Origin of the sequence: Clostridium sp. D5 (genome assembly GCF_000190355.1) — a bacterium.
GTDB classification, from domain to species: domain Bacteria; phylum Bacillota; class Clostridia; order Lachnospirales; family Lachnospiraceae; genus Faecalicatena; species Faecalicatena fissicatena_A.
The window spans coordinates 738,063-761,988 of sequence record NZ_GL870809.1 but is presented as its reverse complement, the minus strand read 5'-3'; the positions used below and the strand labels follow the sequence as shown (position 1 = coordinate 761,988).

The window sequence follows — 23,926 nt, the reverse complement described above, 5'->3', positions numbered from 1 at the left end:
ATAAACCGGACAGTTTTAGGGTCCGGCTTAATCAGCCGCCGCTTCTTTTGCAGCAGACGGATTCAGCGGCTTAACAATCACCCTTCAGCACTCCGAGGTATCTGCCGACCATCTCAAACTCTTCTATATAGATACAGTTTTCAAGAGTGCCGTCCAATATTCCCCGGCGGCATTCGCTGTAGTCCATCCATATTACTTCTTCGACTTCCTCCTGCTGCAGGCTGAGTCCGGCTATATCTACAGGTTCACTGTACACATATACTGAACTGAGCTCATCATCCCTGAATGGCATGCCATAGAAAACATCTTCAAAACCCCCGTGATGAATGCCCACAAACTGCAGCTCTTCAGGATCGGCCTGGATTCCCAGCTCCTCCTGCATCTCTCTTACTGCTGAATTCAGATATTCATCCCCCGCTGCCACATGCCCTGCCGATGAAATATCATAGCACCCGGCATTGGAATCTTTAGCGGCACTGCGTTTTTGCAGGAGGACATCATAGCCGCTCTTTTCATTTTTTTGCACCACCCAGATATGAGAGGTAGCATGAAGACTCCCCTCACGGTGAGCGACGCCCCGCTCCCTTACAATACCAGTCCTGCTGCCATCAGGATTCAGAATATCAAATAATTCCATCTCTATTCCATCCAGCGCAGCATATTGAAGCGTATCTGTCTTATCATATACAAGCTTTAAAGAAAAGAATTCTCTCTCCTCATCCAGAAGACGGAAAAAGATCTTATCACCTTCCCATATGTTCAGGCCCAGAACTGCCTTCTTGTCCACCCATTCCAGCTGACCTTCATTGCAGGCAGTCTGTTCTCCGGTAAAACCATCTGCAGTATACAGAGACATATATTCCACAGTATCTTCCCCATATACAAAGGTGACAAGTCCGCGGTATCTGTAGGAGGTCAGGGTAAAGCCAGTCTCCTCCCAAACTTCTCTGAGCAGACATTCTTCCGGGCTCTCCCGATCTTCAAAGTGTCCGCCCACACCAATCCATTTGTCTTTATTTACATCGTTCTTCTTCACAGTCCGGTGCAGCATCAGATAACGGTTATCTTTTTCGATATAACATAAAGTACTCAATCTGAACATGCTTCCATCTCCCATCCAATTTTATCTTTCTTTATTCTAACACAACCGAATGGGATTTTGCAGCTTTTACTACTTTCACAGCAATAAGCAGAGGCGCACCATGCGAATTAATACGCTGCCACGGCTCGGAGCCACTCCCGCAGATGAACTTTTCTGCCGGCCTGATGTACCAGCTAAGAAACCGGGGAGCCTGCCCCCTGCCTGGAGCATATATGCCATTTGAAAAGTCCTAGAGTTTACGTTAGAGGCCCTTAAGGAAAAAACAGAGAAAATGGTGGGCAGAATTTGCCGTCTCACGGCAAATTCTGAAGCGGCCTAAGACCCCAAATTATCAAATTTGGGGTTGCATGCCGCTGGACCGCCATTTTCTCTGTTTCTTCCTTTAGGGCCTCTTACGTAAACGGAGCGGATTTTTCAAATGGCATATATGCTCCAGGCAGGGGGCAGGCTTCCCGGTTTCTTAGCGTCCCCTATCTTCCTGTTTCATTATGGAATCAGCATTACCGGTTCAAATATCCCTGCTTTTAGATCTGTAGCCGTATTCCTCACTATTACAGAAAGCACGCAGTTTTCCTGAGATAAACAGGGGATTATAACTGTCACTCCTCCCGCCATTCCAAAGGATTTTTTAGTCAGGCATTCCTCTCCCAGATATATTTCAACATCACCTGCCACCTTGTTAAAACAGAGGGTTTTGCCGGCGTCATTCGGGGATAGTTCTGCTGTCCGGTAAAGGCAATACCACCCGGCTTTTCCAGTCATCTGTGACTGCGCCTTACCTTCGAATTCCACAGGCTCCAGTGTATTCATATCAGACTTATCCATCACAAGGACCAGCTCCGGTTTTTCCTTTTCCGCCTTATGTGACATCCTCCAGCCACCGACTAACGCTGTGGTTACACTTAATATCTCCTGTTCTTTGCCGTCCCTGCGTATTTCCCATCGTCCGCTGAATTCCCCAAGTTTCTCTGAACTTATTCTTACGCTCATATATTCCCGATCCTCCGCCCGCAGGATAATCTGACAGCGCCCCCGGAATAACCTGACCCTGCCAATATCTTCGCGGTCATGGCTGTTAGGGTTGGCATTTCCTGCTCCAAGAAGATACGCTCCATCTGCCGATACTTCTATATATCCTTCTTCCTGAGGCTGGAATTCTCCATTCGCATCAACGGCCGATATGTCTAAGATCAGGGCGTCCTTTGTACTGTAGTTCACGTAATTACGGTTGGACTCCACTTTGAATGACACTGCTTCCCCTGCCGTTATCCGCTCAGCCTCTGTTACCTGCTTTCCTGAAATATACCCTGCAGCGCGCACTGTACCCGGCTCAAACTCCAGTTCCCAGGAACATTGCTCATACATCTCGTTTGGCTGCCTTCCCATTGACCGGCCATTTAAGAAGAGTTCCACTTCCTCACAATTGCTGTAAGTCATAACCCGGATCTGCTCTCCCTTTTTATGATTCCAATGCGGCAGTATATGAAGTATTGGCTCCTTTTTCCAGTATGCCTTATATAAATAATAAGTGTCTTTCGGGAATCCACACGCATCGATGACTCCGAAATGTGAACTTACGCTTGGCCATTCGTAAGGTGATGGTTCTCCCCGGTAATCAAATCCGGTCCATACAAACATGCCCATCACAAAATCTCTCGTCAGGACCGCCTGATTGGCTGCCCGTACTGTCTGCCCCCAGGGAGCGGTATTTTCATCATAGTTGCTGAATATCTGCTCCTGCACATTATCCCTGCAGGTCTCCCGGGTAGAAAATGCAGACACTAATTCAGACGATACAATGGGCTGCTGCGGATACATCTCGTGAAACGCATCATAGCTGTCTATATAATAATTGATCCCTGTTATGTCAAATGCTGTGGCGGCCCCTTCAGCTTCCATATATCCGCCATTAAATGCTCCCAGGACAGGGCGGCCTGCATCAAGCGTTTTTATTCGGGCTACCATCCTTTCCGCCATTTTTCTTCCTTTGGCGGTTCCCTGCAGGGGTTCTTCATTAAAAACCGCATATATTACAACGCTTGGATGATTTCTGTCACGCTGCACCATCCCCTCCAGCCGTTCCATTACATCTTTTGAGGTACTGAATGCCCGGTTTTCATCCATTACCAGAATCCCCATCTGATCGCATAAGTCCAGAAGTTCAGGGGTTGGATTGTGGTGAACACACCGGTAGGCATTACAGCCCATATCCTTTAATATCTTCAGACGGTATCTCTGCACCTCGTCCGGCAGTGCCGCCCCGATTCCCGCATGATCCTGATGGTTGCATGTGCCAAGCAGCTTCACTGCCCTTCCATTCAGCAGGAATCCCCTGTCTGCATCAATTTCGATCGTACGGCAGCCGAATGGAATATCAGTTTCATCCGACATATCACCGTTTTTCAGCCGTACCTTACAATGATACAGATATGGTCGGTCTATCTCCCACAGCTCAGGATCTGCCAATTTCATTTCAAAGGACTGTCTGATCTTTTCAAAAGGAGCTGTGATTCCCTCCGTGCTGTGCTGCATACCTGGCATTACGGTTCCTGTATTATCACATATCTCAACCGTACACTGGTACTGCTGCTCCACACCTGATGAGTTTTCAAGTTCAACTTCAATCCGGGTGTCCCAGCCGTCCTGTCCCGTTTCAGAGTTTACGGCAATGCCGTTATAGACCGGATGTACCAGAGCTTCTTTATGCAGCCAGACATGACGGTAAATCCCGGATCCTTCATACCACCATCCTTCCCAGATGCTGCAGTCTACTTCCACCGCCAAAATATTCGGCTTTGTACCATAATTTGCTATGTCTGTAATATCTATGGAAAAGCTGTTGTAGCGGCTTTCATTATGATATATCTTGCAGCCGTTCAGGTACAAATCTGAGATCCCGGCAATCCCATCAAATACAATTCTAAGAGCGCGTTCCCTGTCAGATTCACTCAGGCAGAATTTTTTACGGTACCAGCCCTTAAGGCCCTTCCTGTAACCATGATCCGCCGCCGCTGTTCTGTCAAAACTCTGGTTGTGCTGCCAGTCATGGGGCAGATCCACATCCTGCCAGAGCGTATCATCAAATTCCAGTGCCGCTGCCCCGGTAATTCCCCCTGCTTTTGCGAAACCATAGACATCACCGTGTGTCAGGGTTTCCGGCAAAATGCCAAAATCCCCCAGTGAAAACTTCCATTCCCTGTCGAAATTATATCTCATCTGTCTTCTCCTCTAAACTTTATGATAGTATATGCATACTGGATCTATTGATACTGTGCCAACTCCAGTACTGCCCCCTGCTGCTTCGTTCATTGACTGGCTTTAACCATGTTTTAGTCTATTTATGGAGATATTATATCATTGGAAATTGCTCTATTGTTATCATTAACGATCTAAAAAAGAGCATATTCGACCATTCATAATTTGTAATAGTCGTCCGGGCTTATAGGCGAACTTCCCTATAAGATGAAGAAAAGACTGCTATGCCGCTGCATAACAGTCTTATCATTATTTTTCTATATCATCCTCTGTAACCATCGTTTGTTTCGCTTTATCTCTTACAGCAAGCCGTTCTCTCACCCCGTCCATATATCCCGGTTTATCAAGATTATAGATCAGTAGCGGAACGATCCCGAGCAGGAATACAATTCCAGGCAGCAGATTCGCAGCCAGATTGATCCCGGTCTGGATGCGGGGTGTCATGTCCACTCCGCCCGCATATCCAAATGCGCCCATAACCAGCAGAAATACTGAGTTTGCAATTGCCGTTGCTATTTTAATTGCACATCCCTGGAAGGAAAATGCCATGCCGTCATTGCGCATACCATGTTTGTCGTCGAAATCATCAATTGCATCTACCATCATACCGGCGCCGCATGGGCCTGCAACATATCCGAGACCATAATAGATTAAGACAATGAAGTCAAACACGATATTTTCATACGGGCCCACAAAAAGAATAATCAGCGCGGACCCCTGAATAACCATAGAAATAACCGCTGTATTGCGTTTTCCTAATTTTTCGATGATCTTTGGTGTAAACGGCATAATCACTGTGCCGACAATCATCTGCATCATCATAAAAACCGTAATGAATGTAAAGTTCCGGACACAATACATATAGAAATAAACGGCCACAGAGATACGCCCAAGCATTCCGAACATATTAAAGAAACAATATGCCATTGCACATACAAGATTCTTATTTTTAAATATCATTTTCAGACCGTCGCTTATTTTGCCCTGGTCTTCTTTTTTCACTGTAATTCTCTCTTTAGAAAGAATTGCAACTGCCCAGAACATTGGAAGAGCGGCTGCTGCAAGCAGGATGGCTGATGATTGGTACCCTGACGCCTGATCGCCTTTGCCAAACCACTCTACAAGTCTGAGTACAAACAGGTTTAGGATAATCTGTCCAACCGTCATTCCCATCATCTGGGCTGCGTTTAATTTGTTGATTTCCTTTGGATCACGTGTCATAACAACCGGCAATGCGAGATATGGCACGTTTGTCATTGTATAGGACATTCCAAGGCCGATATATGTAATGTAAGCATACGCAAGCTTCGCCGGTCCGCCAAAGCCCGGTACTGTAAAGGTCAGGATTGTAAAGATAACGAGGAAAATGGCGCCCACAAAGATATACGGCCTGAAACGGCCATGCTTCGTGTGTGTTCTCTCCATCAGGGTTCCCATCATCGGATCATTGATGCCGTCCCATATTTTTGCCACCAACATCAGAAGCGCTACCGCCCCTGTCCCAAGGCCGAACACATCCGTATAGAAAATGGACAGATACGTGCTTACCATCGTCCATGACAGCTGAGAGGCAAAGTTACCTAACCCGTATACAATATAGTGCTTTGCCGTCAATGGCGCCATACCAAAAGAATTTACTTTCTGTTCTCCCATAATTCTCTCCTTTTAACTGCCCGTTACATTTTTGCAATTGTATCTTCAAAGTTTTTGTATTTTTCCATCATCTCAGGCAGTGTTTCTTTGTTTTCAACCAGTTTCGGAACACATACTTTAATCATATTCTGAATTTCATTGTAATGCTCATAGATCCCGATGTTGGTATTTCTTGCCCGGTTGATCTCTTCCTGAGGCCATTCCACTTCAATCTTGTCACCATTGACAGAAAGGCTGCCCCAGATACCGCAGACGGGACACTCTACATGCGTCGTCCCATTCATGCTGAGCAGCGGATTATGGCAGACCGGACATACCCCCTCTTCTCCTGCCCATGTATCCACTTCGTCATATGGTTTTCCCAGAGACTGTGCAACCGCGGTTCCAAGATCTGCACATTTTTGCATCAGCGCCGGGTCAAACAGAGGATGGCCGGTTCTTCCCTGATCATACGCATCCACATGCCCCACACATTTCATGCAGAATGAGAAACTGAAGAGATCCAGCATCGGCAGGCCGAGAGCCACCCAGTTATGCGTCTTGGCGCCGCCCACGGAGATGTATCCCGTGTATCGGTCCTTGAAATATCTTGGATCCAGTTCGGGTTTCCCCTCTTCTCTGCGCTTTTTGTTTTCTTCGATCAGGGCCGCCCGGTCATGGGAGGGGCCGAAACGGTCCACAAAATTCTTGAACTGGCCCACAATGCCTACCGCATAGACCGGAGCCGCGATTATAATACCATCCGCATCCAGGCACGCTTCTTCCAGTATACTGTAATCATCTTTCATGCAGCAGTGGATTTCCACTTCCCCCTTATCCCTGAGGCGGCTGCAATAATCACAGGCACGGCAATGGCCGATATTCATTGTTACTGTATTTATGAACTGTACCTCAGCACCTGCAGCTTTTGCGGCAAACAGGGCTTCCTTTACCATGACGTCACATCTCTGATTTTTTCTTCCAAAAGAAATTCCTAATACTTTCATTTCTTTCTCTCCTTCGTCTTTTTGATACTCTAAGTTTACCGTTTTTCACACAGATCTGCTTTCCTTAGCCTCGCCTGTACGTAAGGAAATAATTGTTGTAAAAAAAGGCATACGAAAAGAGAGAACAAAAAAGCTTGTATCTTTTTTGTTCTCCCTTTTTTTATATATCTGATTTTCTATTACTCTTGCTGTACGGTATATTGGTATCTGATATCCAGCAGCCTGATCTCCTGTTCCATCAGAATATTTTCCAGTTCCAATGTTTCATTTTCTACAGATATACTGTGCATCTCGATTCTTGGTATGGCACTCTTCCTCAGGTAGTTCATCTCGTCCTTTGTCAGGTTTTTACCGTACTCCAGCCGTTTCCATATATCCTGGGCACTTCCGTTTTCCCGGTTCACATAGTATATTTTCACCTGATAGATTCCGTTCTTAACATGATTCAACGCAAACTTTAATTTCAGCGGTTCCGCATTTCCGGTATAACTGTCGATCTCTTCCAGCGCAATCTGTTCTTCGTCTTTAAAAACATAGTGGGCGGACAGCTGTTTGAAGTTATGGCATGCAATCGTAAAATGTCCCCGTCCATTCGTTGTGACAATCGCATATTCCTCTTTTTTAATCACATCCGGCTGCAGCCGTTTCATAAATGCAAATGCATGAAACGCAGGCTTGTAGATGCCGTCTCTGGAGATCAGACCGGAATCTCCATTTAATATATCATTGGTATCATAATAATCAGAATAGCTGTCCAGCGCATGCCAGTATGACATCAGATCCACTTCCCCATTCATGTCAATACAGTTCTTAAGCACATAAGCGCCCTGCTCACAGCTGTCATTGATCTGGTTTCGGTTGGAAATCGTGAAATTCCACTCCGTAATATGCAGCTCTTTCACCTCTATTCCCACATCGCGTATTACATTCTTCATAATTGCGACCTGATTTTTCATATAATCCACATCAATTGATTTTCTTCCATATCGTTTGCCCGCTTCCATGGCGGCTGTGTACTGATAGGAATACACCGAAAGAAAATCTGGCTGGTACTTACGCTGCTTCCATATTTTTAGAATCTCCAGACATGGAACCGTGTCGTATCCCAGGATAAATCCCGCTCCCCCGACTCTTATCTGGGATGAAATTTCTTTGAGAACGCGGAAAACAGTTTCAAAATAATGATAATACTGGCCATCCTCTTTTTCCATTTCGTACAGATTATTATTCCAATATTCAAAATACCATGTTTCGATCTCTTCGATCCCATAACGGTTCACCAGATGCGTTCCAAACTCCTGCATAATACCTTCGAACATCTCTTTTGAGTAATGTCCGATCTTTTCATACTCCTTTAAAACGCGCTCCGGGGAATACATAAACGCTGTCTCCTTATGTCCTAACTCCAGATATGGTTTGATATGGTTCTCCACCAGAAAATCCAGAACCATGTCAATCTTCCGAAAATTACATTTCCCGCTCTCACTGACACATTCTTCCCTGGAAAAAATATTCCAGATTCTGGCATACAAAATATCTGTCTCGCTCTTTAATTCTCTGATCTGATTCTGCACATCTGAATGCAGAATCTGATATGCCTCCCCTATACATACCGTCCGAAAACCGTTGGAAAGCTTGGTTCCCGGCTGAAGGGTATCGATTTGATATATCTGCATATTTTTTGTCTCAGGCTCTTTTTTCTTTGCTTTTAATTCCAGATATTTTTGGATCTGCTTCAGCTCACGTTCTGTCACATCCCGGTCCGGTTCTCCCGACATTTCCTGATTCTGCAGCCTTTTTCTGTATTCGCTCGGGGCTTCTCCGTAAACATCCTTAAATGCTTTTGTAAATGCAGCGGAAGTCGGAAATCCATTATCCAAAGCAATGTGTGTCATATTCTTCTGCGTATATAATAACTCGTCAACCGCATGAAACAGACGCACATTATTCAGGTACTCCATAAAAGTCAGACTGAGATTTTTCTTAATATATTTTGACAAATAGGCATTTGATAAAAACAACCTGTCAGCCAGGTCATTCAGGCTGATCTGTGACTGATAATTTGCCTGAACATAGTTCTGTATCTGCGAGATTCTTTGTTTATCCTGTGAACTTTCTATATGAAATCTGGCATCATCCATTTTCACCAAAAAGTTACCGGTCAGAAGATGTAAGCACTCATAATACAATGCATTCAGATGCAGTTCATTCTTTTCATCTTTCTCAAAATACCGCAGCATAATCTGGTCCAGATAGTTCCGCAGCTGCTGATATGCCGCATTTTTATCTACTAACGTATTGCACCAGAATAATAGCTGCATGGTTCCCATATGTTCCGCCAGCAGGTGAAAATCTATCTCGAACCTGGCAGCCAGTACATCCTGGTTTCCATCCATCATATGATGCTTATTCGCGTTGATGAGAAGGATATCGCCCTGTTTCATACGAAAAATCTGATCATCAATCGAAGCCGTTAATTCTCCGGCCAGTACATAAAACAGCTCCGGATTTTGATGGTAATGCGTCGACTTCTCGCCTTCTGTGATAAAATAAAACTGCATTAATCTTCTGTCATTCTTCATCCCAAACCTCTTTTATGCTCTTTTTACGCGCTTTTTATTCTCCGTGTATTCTCTATAGCCAGTATAACATTTTTCCTGACAAGAAACAGCATAAAGATAGCTCCATAGCGCATTAACTACAGTTGTGTTAACTACAGTTGTCCTTATTCTTCTGGTCACTTTTTATTATTTTAATCCTCTTTTGATTTTGCCGGCACTTTGAAGTACGGTCTCTTGGGGTGGGCAAGACAATATGGTGTGTCAAACCCGACCTCTTCTACAGGGATCAGTCTGCGGAATTCTCCATTTTTTTCAGCCTCATCCAAAATGTTTTCAAACAGTGGCTTTCTTACGCCTATAAACGGCTTAATATGCTCCATAATATCCGGCTCCAGCCGAATTGCCCCTGTCGGACAGATCATAAAGCACCAGGCGCATTCATGATTATCATTACAGCATTTTCCCTCACTCCCGAACTTCTGGGGATCCGCCGATAAATCAATATAATCCATTGTGCAGTTATCCATACAGCGTGTACACTTTGGGTAAATACACTTCCGGGGATCACGGACAATCTTTCCCTGAGGATTGCCATATTCCAGAAGCATATTTACAATTGCAACCGCCTGATCCTGATTCACGTTGTTCTCTGGCATTGGCGGAATCAGCTGCGTCTCGCCTTCATAGATTCTCCGGCTTCGTTCCGCCATTTCACGTCCAAAGCCCCTTGCTTCCTCCAAATCAATCTCGTCTGGATGTCCTGCTGTATAATAAGGCTCCGGCATCCCCGGCATCACAACATTGCCATACCATCTCCTGCTTCCAATCACAGTAAAACCAGCTTTTTTTAAGTTAGGCAGCACTACGGGAAAATAAAAACCGGGCATAGTTCCATGTGTACAAAATGAAAAGATATGTTTTCCGTTCTGGTCCGGTGCTTCCTTATAAAATTTGCGGATGTTTGGGGGATCCGCCTTCCACACCGGACTCCCCAGCCCAATCAAATCATAGTTCTCGAGCATATCATATGTAACGTTCTTAATACTTTTCACATCCACCTGCTCTGCGGCTTCTCTTGCGCCTTCTGCAATACTGTGTGCTACCTTCCTTGTATTGCCGCTTTGGGAAAAATAAATCACTAACACTTTCATCTCTTCTGTCACTCCTTTATATTTCTTTGCATAAAGTTCGAAAACACCTGCCCCATCGCTGAACTGAGCTCCCAAACCGCAAAGTATGTGCCCGTTTATATCAGCGCTTTCTGAATTTCCCCACTTTCGTCAGCTTATTCGGCAGTTTCGGCACCTTACCGGATGTTTTCACAATTGCCTCTTCCGAACACCCGGGAATACATTTTCCGCATCTGTCACAGTCAAAATCATCGATCATATAAATGTATTTTGGTTTTCCATCAATACAGTCTTTTGGGCACACATCGGCGCAGTCACCGCAGCCGCTGCAAAGACGGGGATCAATGTAGATCGTCTGGGCAGAGAAACATACGCCGGCAGGACACGTTTTTTTCTTCATATGTAATTCATATTCTTTTTCAAATAACTCAACCGCACTCAGTACAATTTTGGCAGAAACCTGCCCCATGGTGCAGGGTGTAGAGAACTCCATGGCTTCACCGATTTCCTTTGTCATATCAATATAATCCGGCTTTCCCCTGCCTTCTTTTATCTCATTGTTCATATACTGGAGCTGGAGAAGGCCCTCCCGGCAAAAGACGCATCTGCCGCAGCTCTGTTTTCTGGAAGCCGTCAGTTTCTCATCCGTCTCTGCAACAATGCAGTCTTTCTCCGTCAAAATCCGGAGCAAACCATTATCGATTTCCGCCTCTCCCACAGTCAGGGCTGCTGCCGTTTCAGGACGAATATACCGATAACCGGCGAGCATTGCTTTTGCCTCTGATAAGTCGACAATATCCGACAATTTTGTATCGCATGCTACTTTTTTCAGTTCTGCACCATTCGCAGAAACATAAATACCTGCTTCGAACGAATCCTCCAGTACATCCGAAAGACCGGCGGCCGTAATCATATGCATCAAAACAGAACCTTTCTCTGCACGTTTATTTACCAGCCCTATTACAATTTCTACATTTTCGGCTTCTGCCGCATCTTTTACGAGGTCTGCCAGCGCCGCGGCTGATTTCGGAATGTGAAGACTCAGCTTATCTGTCCCGAGAGCGTACCCCAGTATTGCAATCCCTCCTGTCACCTTTTCCGGGTTTTCTTTCAGCACCTCCAAAAGCACGCCATCTGTATCAGCATTATTCAGCGCTGCCACAACTCCCAATTCAAGCCGCTCTTCCTGAGCCTCTTCTTCCGCCATCCTGATTCTCTCAGAAAGTGTTTCATGATGAAGGCCATATTCCAAAATACCGGAAGCGGCAATTTTATCCAATACTTCCTGTTTACTCATTTTCTTTGCGTTTTCAATTCCGCTCATCTTTACACCACCTTATTTTCCGAAAAATCGCCCCAGGTACTTGGCCTTGAAATCTGCAGTCTCAGGTCACACTGCAGACACCGTCCGGCTTCCGCACATATATCCGAATCACAGATGCCATGATCGAACAGATCAAAATTGTCACTCCTGGATTTTGCGGAATCAATCTGTGCATGTTTTTTCTCCTCATACCCAAACCCCGGGCACTGGCCGATGTAACTCTCTGCCTTCCGGACGGGAGCCAGCACTTCGGAAATGTCCCCGTCACCGCCAAGATACCGGTCAATCTGGCTGGCCGCTTCTCTTCCCGATTCAATCGCCATGATGACCGATTTTGTGCCGTAGACAGCATCGCCGGCTGCGAATATCCCTTCTGCAGAAGTTGTCTTGTCGCGCTCTATATCTTTGACGGTAATGCTGTTGCCTCTTCCCAGTTCCAGACCTGCTTCCTCTGTGATATCCGGTCTCTGCCCCACTGCAAAAATAACCGTGTCCGCATCAATATGATGTTCGGACCCCTCCTCTTTCTCGATAATTGCACGGCGGTTTTCATCGAACGAGAATGATTTTACGTTCATAAAATCAACTCCTGTCACGGTGCCCTCACCTGTGATCCGTTCAAATGTCTGTGCCGGATGGACAAAGATTCCTTCTTCCTGTGCCTGCTCAATTTCTTCATCATCCGCAGTCATAGACGCTCTCGCTTCCAGACACGCCAGATGAATCTCCTCTGCGCCTAATCTCTTCGCCGTCCTCGCACAGTCGAAGGCAACATTGCCGCCTCCCAGAACCACAATCTTCCTGCCGATGCCCGTTTCTTTTCCCATACTTGCATTGCGGAGAAAATCAGTGTTCAAAATGACGCCCTTCTGGTCATGTCCTTCTATCGGAAGACATACACCCTTGTGCCCGCCGATTGCCATAAGCACCGCATCGTATTCTTTTAATAACTCTACTGGCTTCTCCACCTTTGTATTTACTTCAATCTTTACACCCTGATCTTCCATCACCTTTGCTTCATCCGCAATGATCTCTCTTGGAAGACGGTAGGAAGGGATCCCGTAGGACATCATTCCGCCAACCAAAGGAAGTGCTTCTTTTACGGTGACATCGTGTCCCTGTTTTCTAAGATAGTAGGCTGCCGTCAGGCCCGCAGGCCCGCCGCCCACTACACAGACTTTTTTCCCTGTATCCGCAAGCTGCTTTCCTTTTCCCCTCCAGACAGACCCGGTATCATGTTCGGCGGCATACCGTTTTATATCGCGGATGGACATCTCTTCGTTTACTTCTTTTCTTTTACATTCTAATTCACACACATGCGAACAGATGTATCCCAATGCTTTTGGAAATGGCACCTTCTCCCGGATCACCGCCGCCGCCTCATCGTATTCCCCATTTTTTACCAAACGGATATAACGCGGTATATCCGTATGCGCCGGGCAGGCATGGCGGCAGGGTACAATAACGTCTTCTCTCGCCTTCTCAGAATCCAGAACCTTATCACGTATGGTTCCCGTGGGACATACTTCCGCACAGGCTCCGCAGAACCGGCAGTCCGCGTCCTTCAAAAGTCTGCCGTGCAGGGTGCCTACATAAGTTTCCATATCCTTTTTCTGGTATTGCAGTACTTTGACTCCGCGCAGTTCATTACATGCGCGCACGCATCTGCCGCAGAGTACACAGCGGTTCATATCATGCAGGATCAGCGGATTGTCCTCCTGGGGCTTAAATCCTTTTGTTCTCATTTTAAGGCGCCCGCTCTTCGGCCCAATATACTGGATCAGCATCTGCAGCTCACAGTTCCCATACTTGGGGCAGGTAGAGCAGTCCTGGGGATGCCCGCTCAGGAGAAGCTCCAGCGCCAGCATTCTCAGCCGTTCTACCTTGGGTGTCTTTGTTTTAATCTTTAATCCGTCTTTTGCTTTCAATGTGCAGGATGTGGTAACCCCCTCCTGCCCTTCTACTTCCACCACACACATGCGGCATGAGCCCAGTGGATTTAAGTCTCTGTGATGGCACAAATGGGGAATATATATCCCGGCATCTAATGCACATTCCAGTATATTTTTATGATCCGGAACTTCCAGTCTGGTTCCGTCAATTGTTATTACTGCCATATGAAACCTCCTTTTCTTCTCTTTTTGTGATCACTGTTACAATCACTGCAAAGGCCAGCATCCCCGCAAAAGCCACGGCAAACTGATTTTCTGCCGTATTTTTTCCAAGCAGAAGCGCTGCCGTGTTCCCCATAAAGATGGGTGCAATCAGTCCGCCGATCCCCCCTATAATAGAGAACATTCCACTCGCCTTTGCAACCGCGTTCTTTTCAACGGAAACTGAAATCAGGTAGGAGCCCTGTGCCATAAAACAACTCAGCGATATTCCGCAAAGAGCACTCGTGATAAATACTCCGGCCATCCCCGGAATCAGCATAACTGCCAGATATCCGGCCATTGCCGCATATATGGAAAATGCAAGTGTGTACTCTTTTAACGCCTTTGAAATCTTTCCGAATCCGATTCCAATCAGCAATGCAAATGCAGCGTTGACGGCCGTTACAATGCCTGTGACGGATGCATTTTCCGAAACATTTTCTAATATATAAATGCCAATATTCGTGCTGTATGCGTTGATAAACAGGGTATGTGCAAAGGAAGCAAAAGAAATAGCATATACCATTCTATTGAGCTTCATATCCGAAGACTTCTCTGTTTCTACAGGTGGCGTCTCTATCAGCAGGAACCAGATGCCGGCCATCGCCAGAAAGGGAATCAGGTAAATGAGGAAAAAGTACTGGTATCCCAGGTTAACCAGCATCCCCCCGGCCAGGTTGCCGGCCATAGTTCCCACACCCATGCCTACCACATGAAGCCCCATATAGGATGCCCTCTCACTGGCCGGGAAAAATTCCGTGATAATGGCGGTATTCATCGGTCCCATGATTCCAAAGCCAAATCCAATCAGAAGCCTTGAGACAAACAGGATCTGAAAGCTTTCTGCAAAAAAAGGGATAACACCGCATATCCCAATGATCAGAAGGCCATATAAAGTGATTTTCTTCTTACTGATCTTAGTCGTAAGCCATCCGATCATCAGCGCGCCCACAATCAAAAACAGATACGGCAGTGTCTGCAGCAGCTGAACCATACTGGTCCCGTACTGCCCATATTTCTCGTTTAAAATTCCAAGTACCGGTGAGATACCGGTAATATTTAATCCAAATGCAAATGCAGCTATAAAAACACTGCACGCGATTTTTCTGCTCTTTGACATCTTACAATCCCTTTCTTTATCCGCAGGGCTGCAATACATCCCAATGCTCCGCGAGCATTCCTTCCTCCAGTCTGTAGATATCTACGACCCGGCATCTGGTAACACCATCCGGTCCAATATTTTTCAAATAAACTGCAGCCATATCATTTTCTGCAATCAACATCTGAATCTGGAGACAGAACTCAGGGCATTCGATAAACTTTTGTGCAAATGCGCTTTTTAAACCTTCCCGTCCCTGCTCCACTCCCGGATTGTGCTGAATGTAATCTTCCCTTACGTACTGATCGGCAGATTTTACCACATGATCATTAAAAAATTCCTGATAAAATCTGCGGATTACCTCTTTGTTTCTTTCCTCCATACGGTTTACCTCCGCTCTTTTCGAGCCTTTCTTTTTAAAATGGAGCAGATACCTCATTTGACATCTGCCCCATTTATTGATCTGCATTTTTATTTATTTAATCTTCCACAAATTCTGCTGCACTCATCCCTGCAATACGTCCTGTATTTACGGCAAATCCCATGGAGTTTCCCGGGAGCAGGAACATATAGCTGTCATCATAAATGTTGCATGCATCCGCACCGGCTGCATACAGGCCTGTTACCGGTTCGAAGTCTTTGTCACACGCCTCGCAGTTCTCGTTAATCCGGATACCGCCGACTGTACCATATCCGCCCGGGCGGATCCTTGCGCCATAGAACGGAGCTTTTATAAGCGGTCTTAAATATTTCTTGTTCTTGAAAAATTCTTCATCTACGCTGTCACAGAAATCATTATATTCTTCAACGGTATCTGCAAGTGTGTCCACATCAATGCCGGCTTTTTCTGCAAGTTCTTCTATTGAATCCGCTATAAATAAGCCTTCGTTGCCATTCTCCTGTGCCATCTTCACGCCCTCTGCAAAGTCAGAAACATCCGGATCAGGACGGACAAGGCAAACATGATCCACACCGTTCCTCATATAATACTTTACAATGGATGAGTCCACGATGCTGAAGCAGACCCGGTCTTTTTGATGAGAGCAAACATTTGATAAGAATGTTGTATTCTGCATATGCTCTTCGTTCATCACACGTTTTCCGTGTGTGTTGACAAGCAGATTGGGCTGTCCCATAACATTGGCGACACTTCCCGGAAGATCATCGATCCCCTCAATGTTTGCCGCCTGCTCAATGCGCACCGGAAGGTGGTCTGCACCGGCCTCCCACGCCATTTTAAGCCCGTCTCCCATAATACCCGGGATTGCGAAATTGAACATATCTGCACCGTGAATGTATCCGGTCTCTTCTTTGATAAAATCTTTGTTGCATCCGGCCCCGCCGGTACAGATAATGGCCGCTTTGCATGCAATCTCGATTTCATTGCCGTCTTTATCTGTGCCAAGAACTCCCGCAACTTTTCCCTCTTCCATCACAATCTTTCTGGCAGCCGTTTCCAGAAGGACTTTTACTCCAAGTTCCTGCGCCCTTGCGTATAGTGCCCTGTTCATAAAGGATGCCGCACGGGGGCCAATCCCCTGATCCGTCTTTACAATGTGCCATGTGGCTTCTGATTTGGGGAAGTAACGGTATGCCCCCTCAAACTCGACGCCCATATCCTCCAGCCACTCAATCGTCTCTGCCGATTGCTCAAAGTATCGTTTTACAAGTCTTGCGTCCACATTATAATGTGTGTATTCCATAAACATGTTAAATGCTTTTTCCACGCTGATTTCTATCATCTGCTGTTTCTGGTATCTGGTTCCGATCCCGAGAGGGCCCATTCCCATATTCGCTGCCCCGCCGACGGCCGCCGCTTTTTCTAACAGGATGACTTCCGCGCCGTCTTCTGCTGCCTGTACGGCCGCGGATAACCCGGACGGACCGCCTGCGATCACAACGATTTGTGTTTCATAATTTGCCATAATGCTCTACCTCTCCCTTTATCCTTCAAAAGCAATCGCTTTTCCGGTTCTTGCGGACTCGCGCACCGCATCCATAACGCACAGTACACGTCTGACCTGTTCCGGTTTTACAATGATTTCTTCTTCGCCGTTAAATGCCTTCAGAAAATGTTCAAAATAATTTCTGTGATCCACACTGACTTCCGGCAATGGTTCTTCTGATAACAGCCCCGGCTCCGGCGGCCCAAAACTTCTGGTAGGACCGGCTGCGGACATGGTTATCTTTCCAGGTACATTTTCTAGTAAATGGGCGGTGCGGACAATTTTGCCTTCTCCGCCAAATCCGTCCATCACTGCGGAGCCTTCCGTTCCGCCGATGAACCATGCCCGTTTTGGTGTCAGATAATATGTACCCAGCTCAATCTCGGCTGTCACACCGTTTTTAAATTTCAGGATGATCTTGAAGTAATCATCTACATTTTCGTTAATTACATTCTGGACATCTGCATATAGGGATATGATGTCAGACTTTACCATATCCAGCATCTGGTCGATCAGATGAACCCCCCAGTCATAGAGCATGCCGCCGCCCATCTCCGGATAGATGTGCCAGTCATGCATGTTGCCGTTCACACCATAGAGCTGTGATTTGATAATATACATATCGCCAACCATCTCTTTGTCATAGACTTCTTTCATGATGCGGTAATCTTTATCCCATCTCCTCTGCTGGTGAACCGTAAACAGAACATTGTTTTCTCTGCATGCAGCAGCCATCTCGTCATATTCTTTCACTGACATTGCTGCAGGCTTCTCGCAGATAACATGTTTTTTGGCCGCGGCCGCTTTTTTTACCATTTCCGGATGGCTTGGATTCGGTGTAGAGATCATGACTACATTGATGTCGGCCTTTTCAAGCATTTCCTCCAGGCTGCCGTATGTCTCGACACCCTCCGGTGCATCCTTTAACTGTTCAGGATTCGTATCCGCCACTGCAGTCAGATCGATTTCATCAAAAGAGGCCATCATATCTGCATCGCAGTGTCCCATAAAACCAAATCCTACAATACCTAATTTTATTTTTTCCATTACAACTCTCTCCTTATCAAAAGAACTTAGCAGTCTTCGATTGATCTTCTCATGGCCTCCTGATGACGGCGCACCTGTTCGATACTGTCCACCGGCAGATCCGCCCTCAGGTGCTCCCCGCCCTCGTACTCAGAACTCAGGAATCCTTTATATCCCGCTTTTTTGAACGCTTCAATCACTTCCGGGATCGCAACGGCTGTCTCGTTGTAGTCCTCATGCATATTGTAGAATTTTGCATGTGTATGGAAGATATAATCGATATTATCAATGAGATCCTGCGGATCTGACCATGAATATGTAAAAGATGCCCCTGCATATTCCTGATCTGCCGGCCCGCCGCCCGCTGCCTCCACTGCATCCATCATTTCTTTCATGCCGTTGGCCATACGGTATTCCATGTTTGCTTTTCCCAGATTCAGGTCATATTTAATCTTTACAAAACCTTTTGCCATTCTTTCGGCATAAGCTTCGTCCACAATTTTGATACACTCTTCGGAAGCGCCGTGTCTTCTTGCTTTATCTCTCAGCACATCCGGGATATTCTTACAGAAAATCCCCATATCCGGAATAAATCCAAAATATTTTGTGCCTGTGCGGTGAATCATCTCCATGTAGCCGTCTGCCCAGCCGGAGTTCAGGGAGAAAGGCGCATGGACTTCAAGGCCGATCTTTACCTCTTTTTCTTCCGCATAGTCAAGGCTCCCTTCGATCACGTCCATTGGCGTGGATACCAGGGTACGTAAGTTCTTGAATCCCAGCATGGATGCAAGGCGGATATCGCGTTTCATCATGTTCACCTGCTCACTCAGTTTCAGTGTGCGGTTGTCGTAAATATGATTTTCCAGGAATGCATCGTAGCAGGATGGTTCTAAATGATATTTTTCCATCCAGCCGAACCACTGGGCTCTGAATTCTTCCGTTTCAATCGGAAGCGGGAATCTGCGGATCATCTGTTCCGCAAGAAGCTCCACTCCTGTTGCTCCTGTTTTAGCTGTCTCACGCAGACAGCCTTCCAAATCTAATTTTTTATCGTAGTATTCATCCTGGTAACTGTACAGGGAAACACTTCTTTTTATCTCACAGCTCATGTCGGCTCCTCCTATTTCATCTCAAAATCTGCTTCACATATCGCTTCAATCTGAAAGGGCATGTAAGACGGGTCTATTATCTGCACCGCTTTGATATGATGGCTGCCTGCCGCAAGGCCGCCTTCTCTGCATACGGTTACCGTCGCATAATCGCCAAATTCCCATCGGTAATCAGAATCAATGACGGTACGCATCTCCTCCAGTGTAAATGCTTCGCCGTTTACGACAAGGCGAATATCTTCCCGATTTACCTCTTCCCCATCTACATTTACTTTGATATCTCTTACAATTGATAATGTAATGCCGCGGTAATACTGTGCTTTGAAGTCAAACTGATATCCCGTGATTTTCCCGTATGCTTCCATGTTTTTAAATCCATCCGGATTATAGATCTGTCTGCCGGCCATTTTTCTTCCTCCTAATCAAAAAATATTTCTTTTCCAGTTTCAGCTGACTTGTAGATTGCTTCCAGAATCTGGGTTACTACAAATGCCTGTTCCGGTTTTACAAGCGGATCTGTATCATTCATGATTGCGTTCAGCCACTGTTCCTGCTCACGGACCGCCTCTGCCGGTGCTCCGCCCTCGAAGAAATCCACAACTCCGGCCGGTGAGATTGTTTTTTCCATCAGCTGATTGTGCTCAACGTTGTTGTAGATCAGTTCATCCTGCGGGTAGCTTCCGCCGTGATGAATCTCCGCGCCGCCCTTTGTGCCGCAGAGTGTTGTGGATGCCTCCATGGATTTCAGTACGTTTAACGCCCAGGAAGCTTCCAGGAAAATGGTCGCTCCGTTTTTCATCTTCACAAGGCCGAATGCCGAATCTTCCACCTCAAATGTTTCCGGGTCCCAGGGACCAAATACATTGCCTTCCGGCCCGTCAGCCTGACGTCCCAGCTTATAAAATACCTGTCCTGAAACAGAAACCGGCTCATAGTTGTCCATCATCCAGAGAGTAATGTCAAGCGCATGTGTTCCGATATCGATTAACGGACCGCCTCCCTGCAGTGCTTTGTTCGGGAATACGCCCCATGTGGGAACCGCCCTTCTGCGAAGTGCATGTGCTTTTGCAAAGTAAACCTCGCCAAGCTCGCCAGCTTCACAGGAAGCATGAAGTGTCTGCGTGTCGTCCCTAAGACGGTTCTGGTAACCGATTGTGAATTTCTTTCCGGATTTCTTCCATGCATCCAGCATTTTCTTCGCATCTTCTGTGTTGTGGGCCATCGGTTTCTCACACATTACATGTTTGCCTGCCTCAAATGCAGCGACTGTAACCGGGCAGTGCACCACATTCGGCGTACATACGTGAACAACATCAAAATTCTCTGCATCCGCCAGCATTTCATTATAGTCTGTGTACACTTTCGCTCCTTCGGCACCGTACTCTGCCGCAGCTTTTTCGGCACGTTCCGGAATAATATCACAGAAAGCTGTCATTTCGGCTTTGTCTGCCTGCGCCTTTAAAGACGGCATATGTTTTTGATTTGCGATTCCTCCGCATCCCACGATTGCAATTCTTAATTTCTCCATATCTTTCTTCTCCTTCATCTTGTTTGTAACAGTTCAGGCAAGCCCGAACTGTTACTCTTATTTCTCTGATTTGCTGTGATTATTAAATAACAAACTGTTTTAAATATTTCCGGCTCAATACAAGCGATGCTTCTATCTTTTCTTTTGTTCCTTCAAAAGCCTTGTCTTCCACCTCAATGCATGTATATCCATCGTAGCCCACATCCGACAGTGCGGATACATATCTGCCCCAGTCAACGTCCCCGAGCCCCGGAAGTTTCGGTGACATATAATCCAGCGGATATGCCATGATCCCGCAGTCGTCTAACCTGTCTTTGTAGACTTTGATGTCCTTGTAGTGCACATGGAATATCTTGTCTTTAAACTCATAAATCGGTTTGATATAATCGATCATCTGCCACACAAAATGAGATGGGTCATAGTTGATTCCCAGGCAGTCACTGTCTAAGATTTCAAATACTTTTCTCCAGACTGCAGGCGTTGTCATTAAGTTCTGGCCCCCCGGCCACTGGTCTGCCCCAAACAGCATCGGACAGTTTTCGATCGCCACTTTTACATGGTTCTCTTCCGCCACTTTTATGATGGACGGCCAGACCTCTTTTACCAGTTCCAGATTTTCCTCTACGGTCTTTTCCTGGTCCCGTCCGATAAATGTTGTCACCATACCAACGCCGAGTTTATGGCTTGCCAGGATCAGGTTCTTTAAATGACTGACTGCAGCATTTCTCTTTTCCGGATTGCCGTCCATTGTGTTTGGATAGTATGCCAGTGAAGAGATCTCCACATTCTTCTCTTTGCTGTAGTCCAGAATGTGCTTTGCATACGCCTCATCCTCCAGCACTCTCTCCGCGTCGATATGGCTGACACCCGCATATCTTCTCTCGGCCTTTCCCTGCGGCCAACACGCTGCTTCCACACAGTCAAATCCATGATCTGAAGCGAAGTCCATCATCTCTTCATATGTCCATGTGTCCAGAATTGCACTTACAAATCCCAATTTCATAATTCTTTCTCCTTTTCTGGCTTGCTGCTCTTTAACCTGATTAAATTATAGGTCTTTATATGCGATAAATCTTTCCCCGAATTATCCTAATCCACATTAGAATTTAAGGTCATTTAGAACTGCCGGGTTTCACAGGACAAAAAAACATGTATTCTTTTTGTCCTCCTTTTTACTCAAACCTTTTGATGCAGGGGTCTGATTTTGAACAGGCCTTCCACTCTTTTGCCCCCACGCTTCCCGGTGCCCCAAACTTCATAAAGTTCGTCCAGTATGTCACCATATCCTCACTCAGTTTTCGGTCCTCTTCGGTCATGGGCCTCCAGCATCTGTCTATGGTTCCAAACATATACCACAGTTCGGATGAATGAAAAGCCCCCCAGTCATCCCCGGGCAGATCATGTGAAAAATAGTACAAATATGCCGGTTTTTTATATGTATCTTCGCATTTCAGGCTGAACTTTCTGCACTCTACTATGAGTGCTCCCGGACGCTTTTCTTTTATTTCCTCTTTTTCCGCCCCCAGGTCATCATTTACTGCACCCAGCATATACGGAATATCCCGCATACCTCCGTCACGCCAGATATGTTTCACTGTATCTTCCAGGATCTCCCCGTCAACATTTGGGACCATGACCAGTCCGTAACCGCACTGCCACATTTTCGCATCAAACACTCTTCTTGCACGGTTCAGCTCATCTGCGGACATGTTTCTGAGTTCCTCAATGCTTTTAGCGCCTGTACATTCCACGAATATTTTTCCAAACTCTTCTGCCTCTTTCAGATCCGGTGTCCAGAGAATATCCGCCTCGCACGATACCCCGCTCTGCAAAATCGCCTTTGCAATCATATTCTCCGTCTTTTTGCCGGAAACCAGTACCTGGGTGCTCATACTTCCTGCCGACTGTCCAAACACCGTGATGTTATCCGGATCACCGCCAAAGGATGCTATATTCTCACGTACCCATCTCAACGCCATGATCTGATCCATAATTCCATAGTTTCCGGATATCCCCTTTTCGTTTTCTTCATCCAGCCATGGATGGGCCAGGAACCCGAACACATTGACCCGGTATTCGACTGTAACCAGAATCACGCCCTTTTTGCAGTATTCCTCACCGTCAAATTCTATTTCACTGCTGTATCCGCCGCTAAACCCGCCGCCGTGAATCCAGAAAGCAACCGGCAGAGGCTCTTCGCTGTCAGCAGTTTTCGGCGCCCATACATTCAGATACAGGCAGTCTTCGCTCATTTCCGGGATAAAGGCCGGATCATTATAGAACTCTTTTCGGAATCTCCCCATGACCGGATGATTCTCTTCCGGTATATCCTGTATCGCTATATTTCCAAATTTATCTGCATGAAAGATCCCGTCCCATGCATCCATCTCCTCCGGTTTTTTCCAACGCAGCTCTCCAACCGGCGGTTTCGCATAAGGAATCCCTCTGAAAACGATGTATCCGTCATATTCCCTCCCCAGGATCATACCGTTTTGTGTTTTCACCTGTGCTTCCATTCACCCGTCACCTCCATTTTTGATCTGGTCTTATTTTATCAGGCTTTTGCCTCAAACTCTTATGGCAGTACCACTTGTTATGTACTCAAATTTAACCTTTTTTAAATTTTCTTTGATTGCACAAAAAGAGAGGGCAAAAAGACATATATCTTTTTTGCCCTCTTATAGGGAACGAGCTTCAGCCTCGTGGACGGATAGGGACGCTTAATGACAGGCTTGAATACAGCTTAGAAGTAAATCCAATCTCAGAATGTATAAAAGCATCTAAAAACTTACTGGGGGCATAAAAGGAACACCAATTCTATTCCATACGCTGCCCCCGTTTGAGGGCCCGCCATAGGAACGAATTTACCTTTCCATTGGATGCACCAGCTCCATGAAGGGATAGCCGAAAGCCTCCCTAAGAACATACCTGTCCTTTCAAAAACGCTAAAGCGGATCTTAGAAATTCTTGGCGGGAAACAGCCGCGAAAATGGAGAGATTTTTTGATTCCGAATCAAAAAATCAGCTGACCCAGCGCGAGAAATCATCTGATTT

Annotated in this window: 17 protein-coding genes; all 17 read right to left on the bottom strand. The window is 46.1% G+C overall.

Annotated elements, in window-relative coordinates; all coding sequences use genetic code 11:
• Positions 1-70 precede the first annotated feature (70 nt).
• Positions 71-1,102: an NUDIX domain-containing protein gene (locus HMPREF0240_RS23740; protein WP_148486276.1), complete on the bottom strand. Its 1,032-nt coding sequence runs from the start codon at positions 1,100-1,102 to the stop codon at positions 71-73.
• Between the two features lie 486 nt (positions 1,103-1,588).
• On the bottom strand, positions 1,589-4,318 hold the full coding sequence (locus HMPREF0240_RS03280; RefSeq protein ID WP_009002025.1) for a glycoside hydrolase family 2 TIM barrel-domain containing protein: 2,730 nt from the start codon (positions 4,316-4,318) through the stop codon (positions 1,589-1,591).
• Between the two features lie 288 nt (positions 4,319-4,606).
• Positions 4,607-6,010: an MFS transporter gene (locus tag HMPREF0240_RS03275; RefSeq protein WP_009002024.1), complete on the bottom strand. Its 1,404-nt coding sequence runs from the start codon at positions 6,008-6,010 to the stop codon at positions 4,607-4,609.
• A gap of 23 nt (positions 6,011-6,033) precedes the next feature.
• The gene (locus HMPREF0240_RS03270; RefSeq protein ID WP_009002023.1) at positions 6,034-6,996 is read right to left on the bottom strand and encodes an NAD(P)H-dependent oxidoreductase; all 963 of its coding nucleotides are present in this window, start codon (positions 6,994-6,996) and stop codon (positions 6,034-6,036) included.
• 179 nt (positions 6,997-7,175) lie between these two features.
• Positions 7,176-9,578, bottom strand: a complete 2,403-nt coding sequence (locus tag HMPREF0240_RS03265) for a helix-turn-helix domain-containing protein (protein WP_009002022.1) — start codon at positions 9,576-9,578, stop codon at positions 7,176-7,178.
• A 170-nt stretch (positions 9,579-9,748) separates the two neighbouring features.
• Complete coding sequence (locus tag HMPREF0240_RS03260) at positions 9,749-10,708, bottom strand: EFR1 family ferrodoxin (protein WP_009002021.1); 960 nt, start codon at positions 10,706-10,708, stop codon at positions 9,749-9,751.
• A 100-nt stretch (positions 10,709-10,808) separates the two neighbouring features.
• The gene (locus HMPREF0240_RS03255; protein ID WP_009002020.1) at positions 10,809-12,011 is read right to left on the bottom strand and encodes an NADH-ubiquinone oxidoreductase-F iron-sulfur binding region domain-containing protein; all 1,203 of its coding nucleotides are present in this window, start codon (positions 12,009-12,011) and stop codon (positions 10,809-10,811) included.
• A 2-nt stretch (positions 12,012-12,013) separates the two neighbouring features.
• A complete protein-coding gene (locus HMPREF0240_RS03250) occupies positions 12,014-14,128 on the bottom strand; it encodes an FAD-dependent oxidoreductase (RefSeq protein ID WP_009002019.1) in 2,115 nt (704 codons plus the stop codon).
• Positions 14,109-15,284: an MFS transporter gene (locus HMPREF0240_RS03245; RefSeq protein WP_148486275.1), complete on the bottom strand. Its 1,176-nt coding sequence runs from the start codon at positions 15,282-15,284 to the stop codon at positions 14,109-14,111. Before HMPREF0240_RS03245 ends, HMPREF0240_RS03250 begins: the two co-directional genes overlap by 20 nt.
• 16 nt (positions 15,285-15,300) lie before the next feature.
• Complete coding sequence (locus tag HMPREF0240_RS03240; RefSeq protein WP_035312534.1) at positions 15,301-15,645, bottom strand: ester cyclase; 345 nt, start codon at positions 15,643-15,645, stop codon at positions 15,301-15,303.
• Positions 15,646-15,742: 97 nt separating this feature from the next.
• Positions 15,743-17,188, bottom strand: a complete 1,446-nt coding sequence (locus HMPREF0240_RS03235) for an FAD-dependent oxidoreductase (protein WP_009002016.1) — start codon at positions 17,186-17,188, stop codon at positions 15,743-15,745.
• Between the two features lie 18 nt (positions 17,189-17,206).
• Complete coding sequence (locus HMPREF0240_RS03230) at positions 17,207-18,256, bottom strand: Gfo/Idh/MocA family oxidoreductase (protein WP_009002015.1); 1,050 nt, start codon at positions 18,254-18,256, stop codon at positions 17,207-17,209.
• A gap of 26 nt (positions 18,257-18,282) precedes the next feature.
• Positions 18,283-19,344 carry a TIM barrel protein gene (locus tag HMPREF0240_RS03225; RefSeq protein WP_009002014.1) on the bottom strand — a complete coding sequence of 354 codons (1,062 nt, stop codon included), beginning with the start codon at positions 19,342-19,344 and terminating at the stop codon, positions 18,283-18,285.
• 11 nt (positions 19,345-19,355) lie between these two features.
• Positions 19,356-19,751, bottom strand: coding sequence for a DUF6379 domain-containing protein (locus HMPREF0240_RS03220; protein WP_009002013.1), 396 nt, complete (start codon positions 19,749-19,751; stop codon positions 19,356-19,358).
• An 11-nt stretch (positions 19,752-19,762) separates the two neighbouring features.
• Entirely contained in the window at positions 19,763-20,872 is a 1,110-nt protein-coding gene (locus tag HMPREF0240_RS03215; RefSeq protein ID WP_009002012.1) for a Gfo/Idh/MocA family oxidoreductase, read from the bottom strand.
• 82 nt (positions 20,873-20,954) lie between these two features.
• Complete coding sequence (locus HMPREF0240_RS03210; RefSeq protein ID WP_009002011.1) at positions 20,955-21,875, bottom strand: sugar phosphate isomerase/epimerase; 921 nt, start codon at positions 21,873-21,875, stop codon at positions 20,955-20,957.
• Between the two features lie 169 nt (positions 21,876-22,044).
• Positions 22,045-23,388, bottom strand: coding sequence for a carboxylesterase family protein (locus HMPREF0240_RS03205; protein ID WP_009002010.1), 1,344 nt, complete (start codon positions 23,386-23,388; stop codon positions 22,045-22,047).
• Between the last annotated feature and the right edge of the window lie 538 nt (positions 23,389-23,926).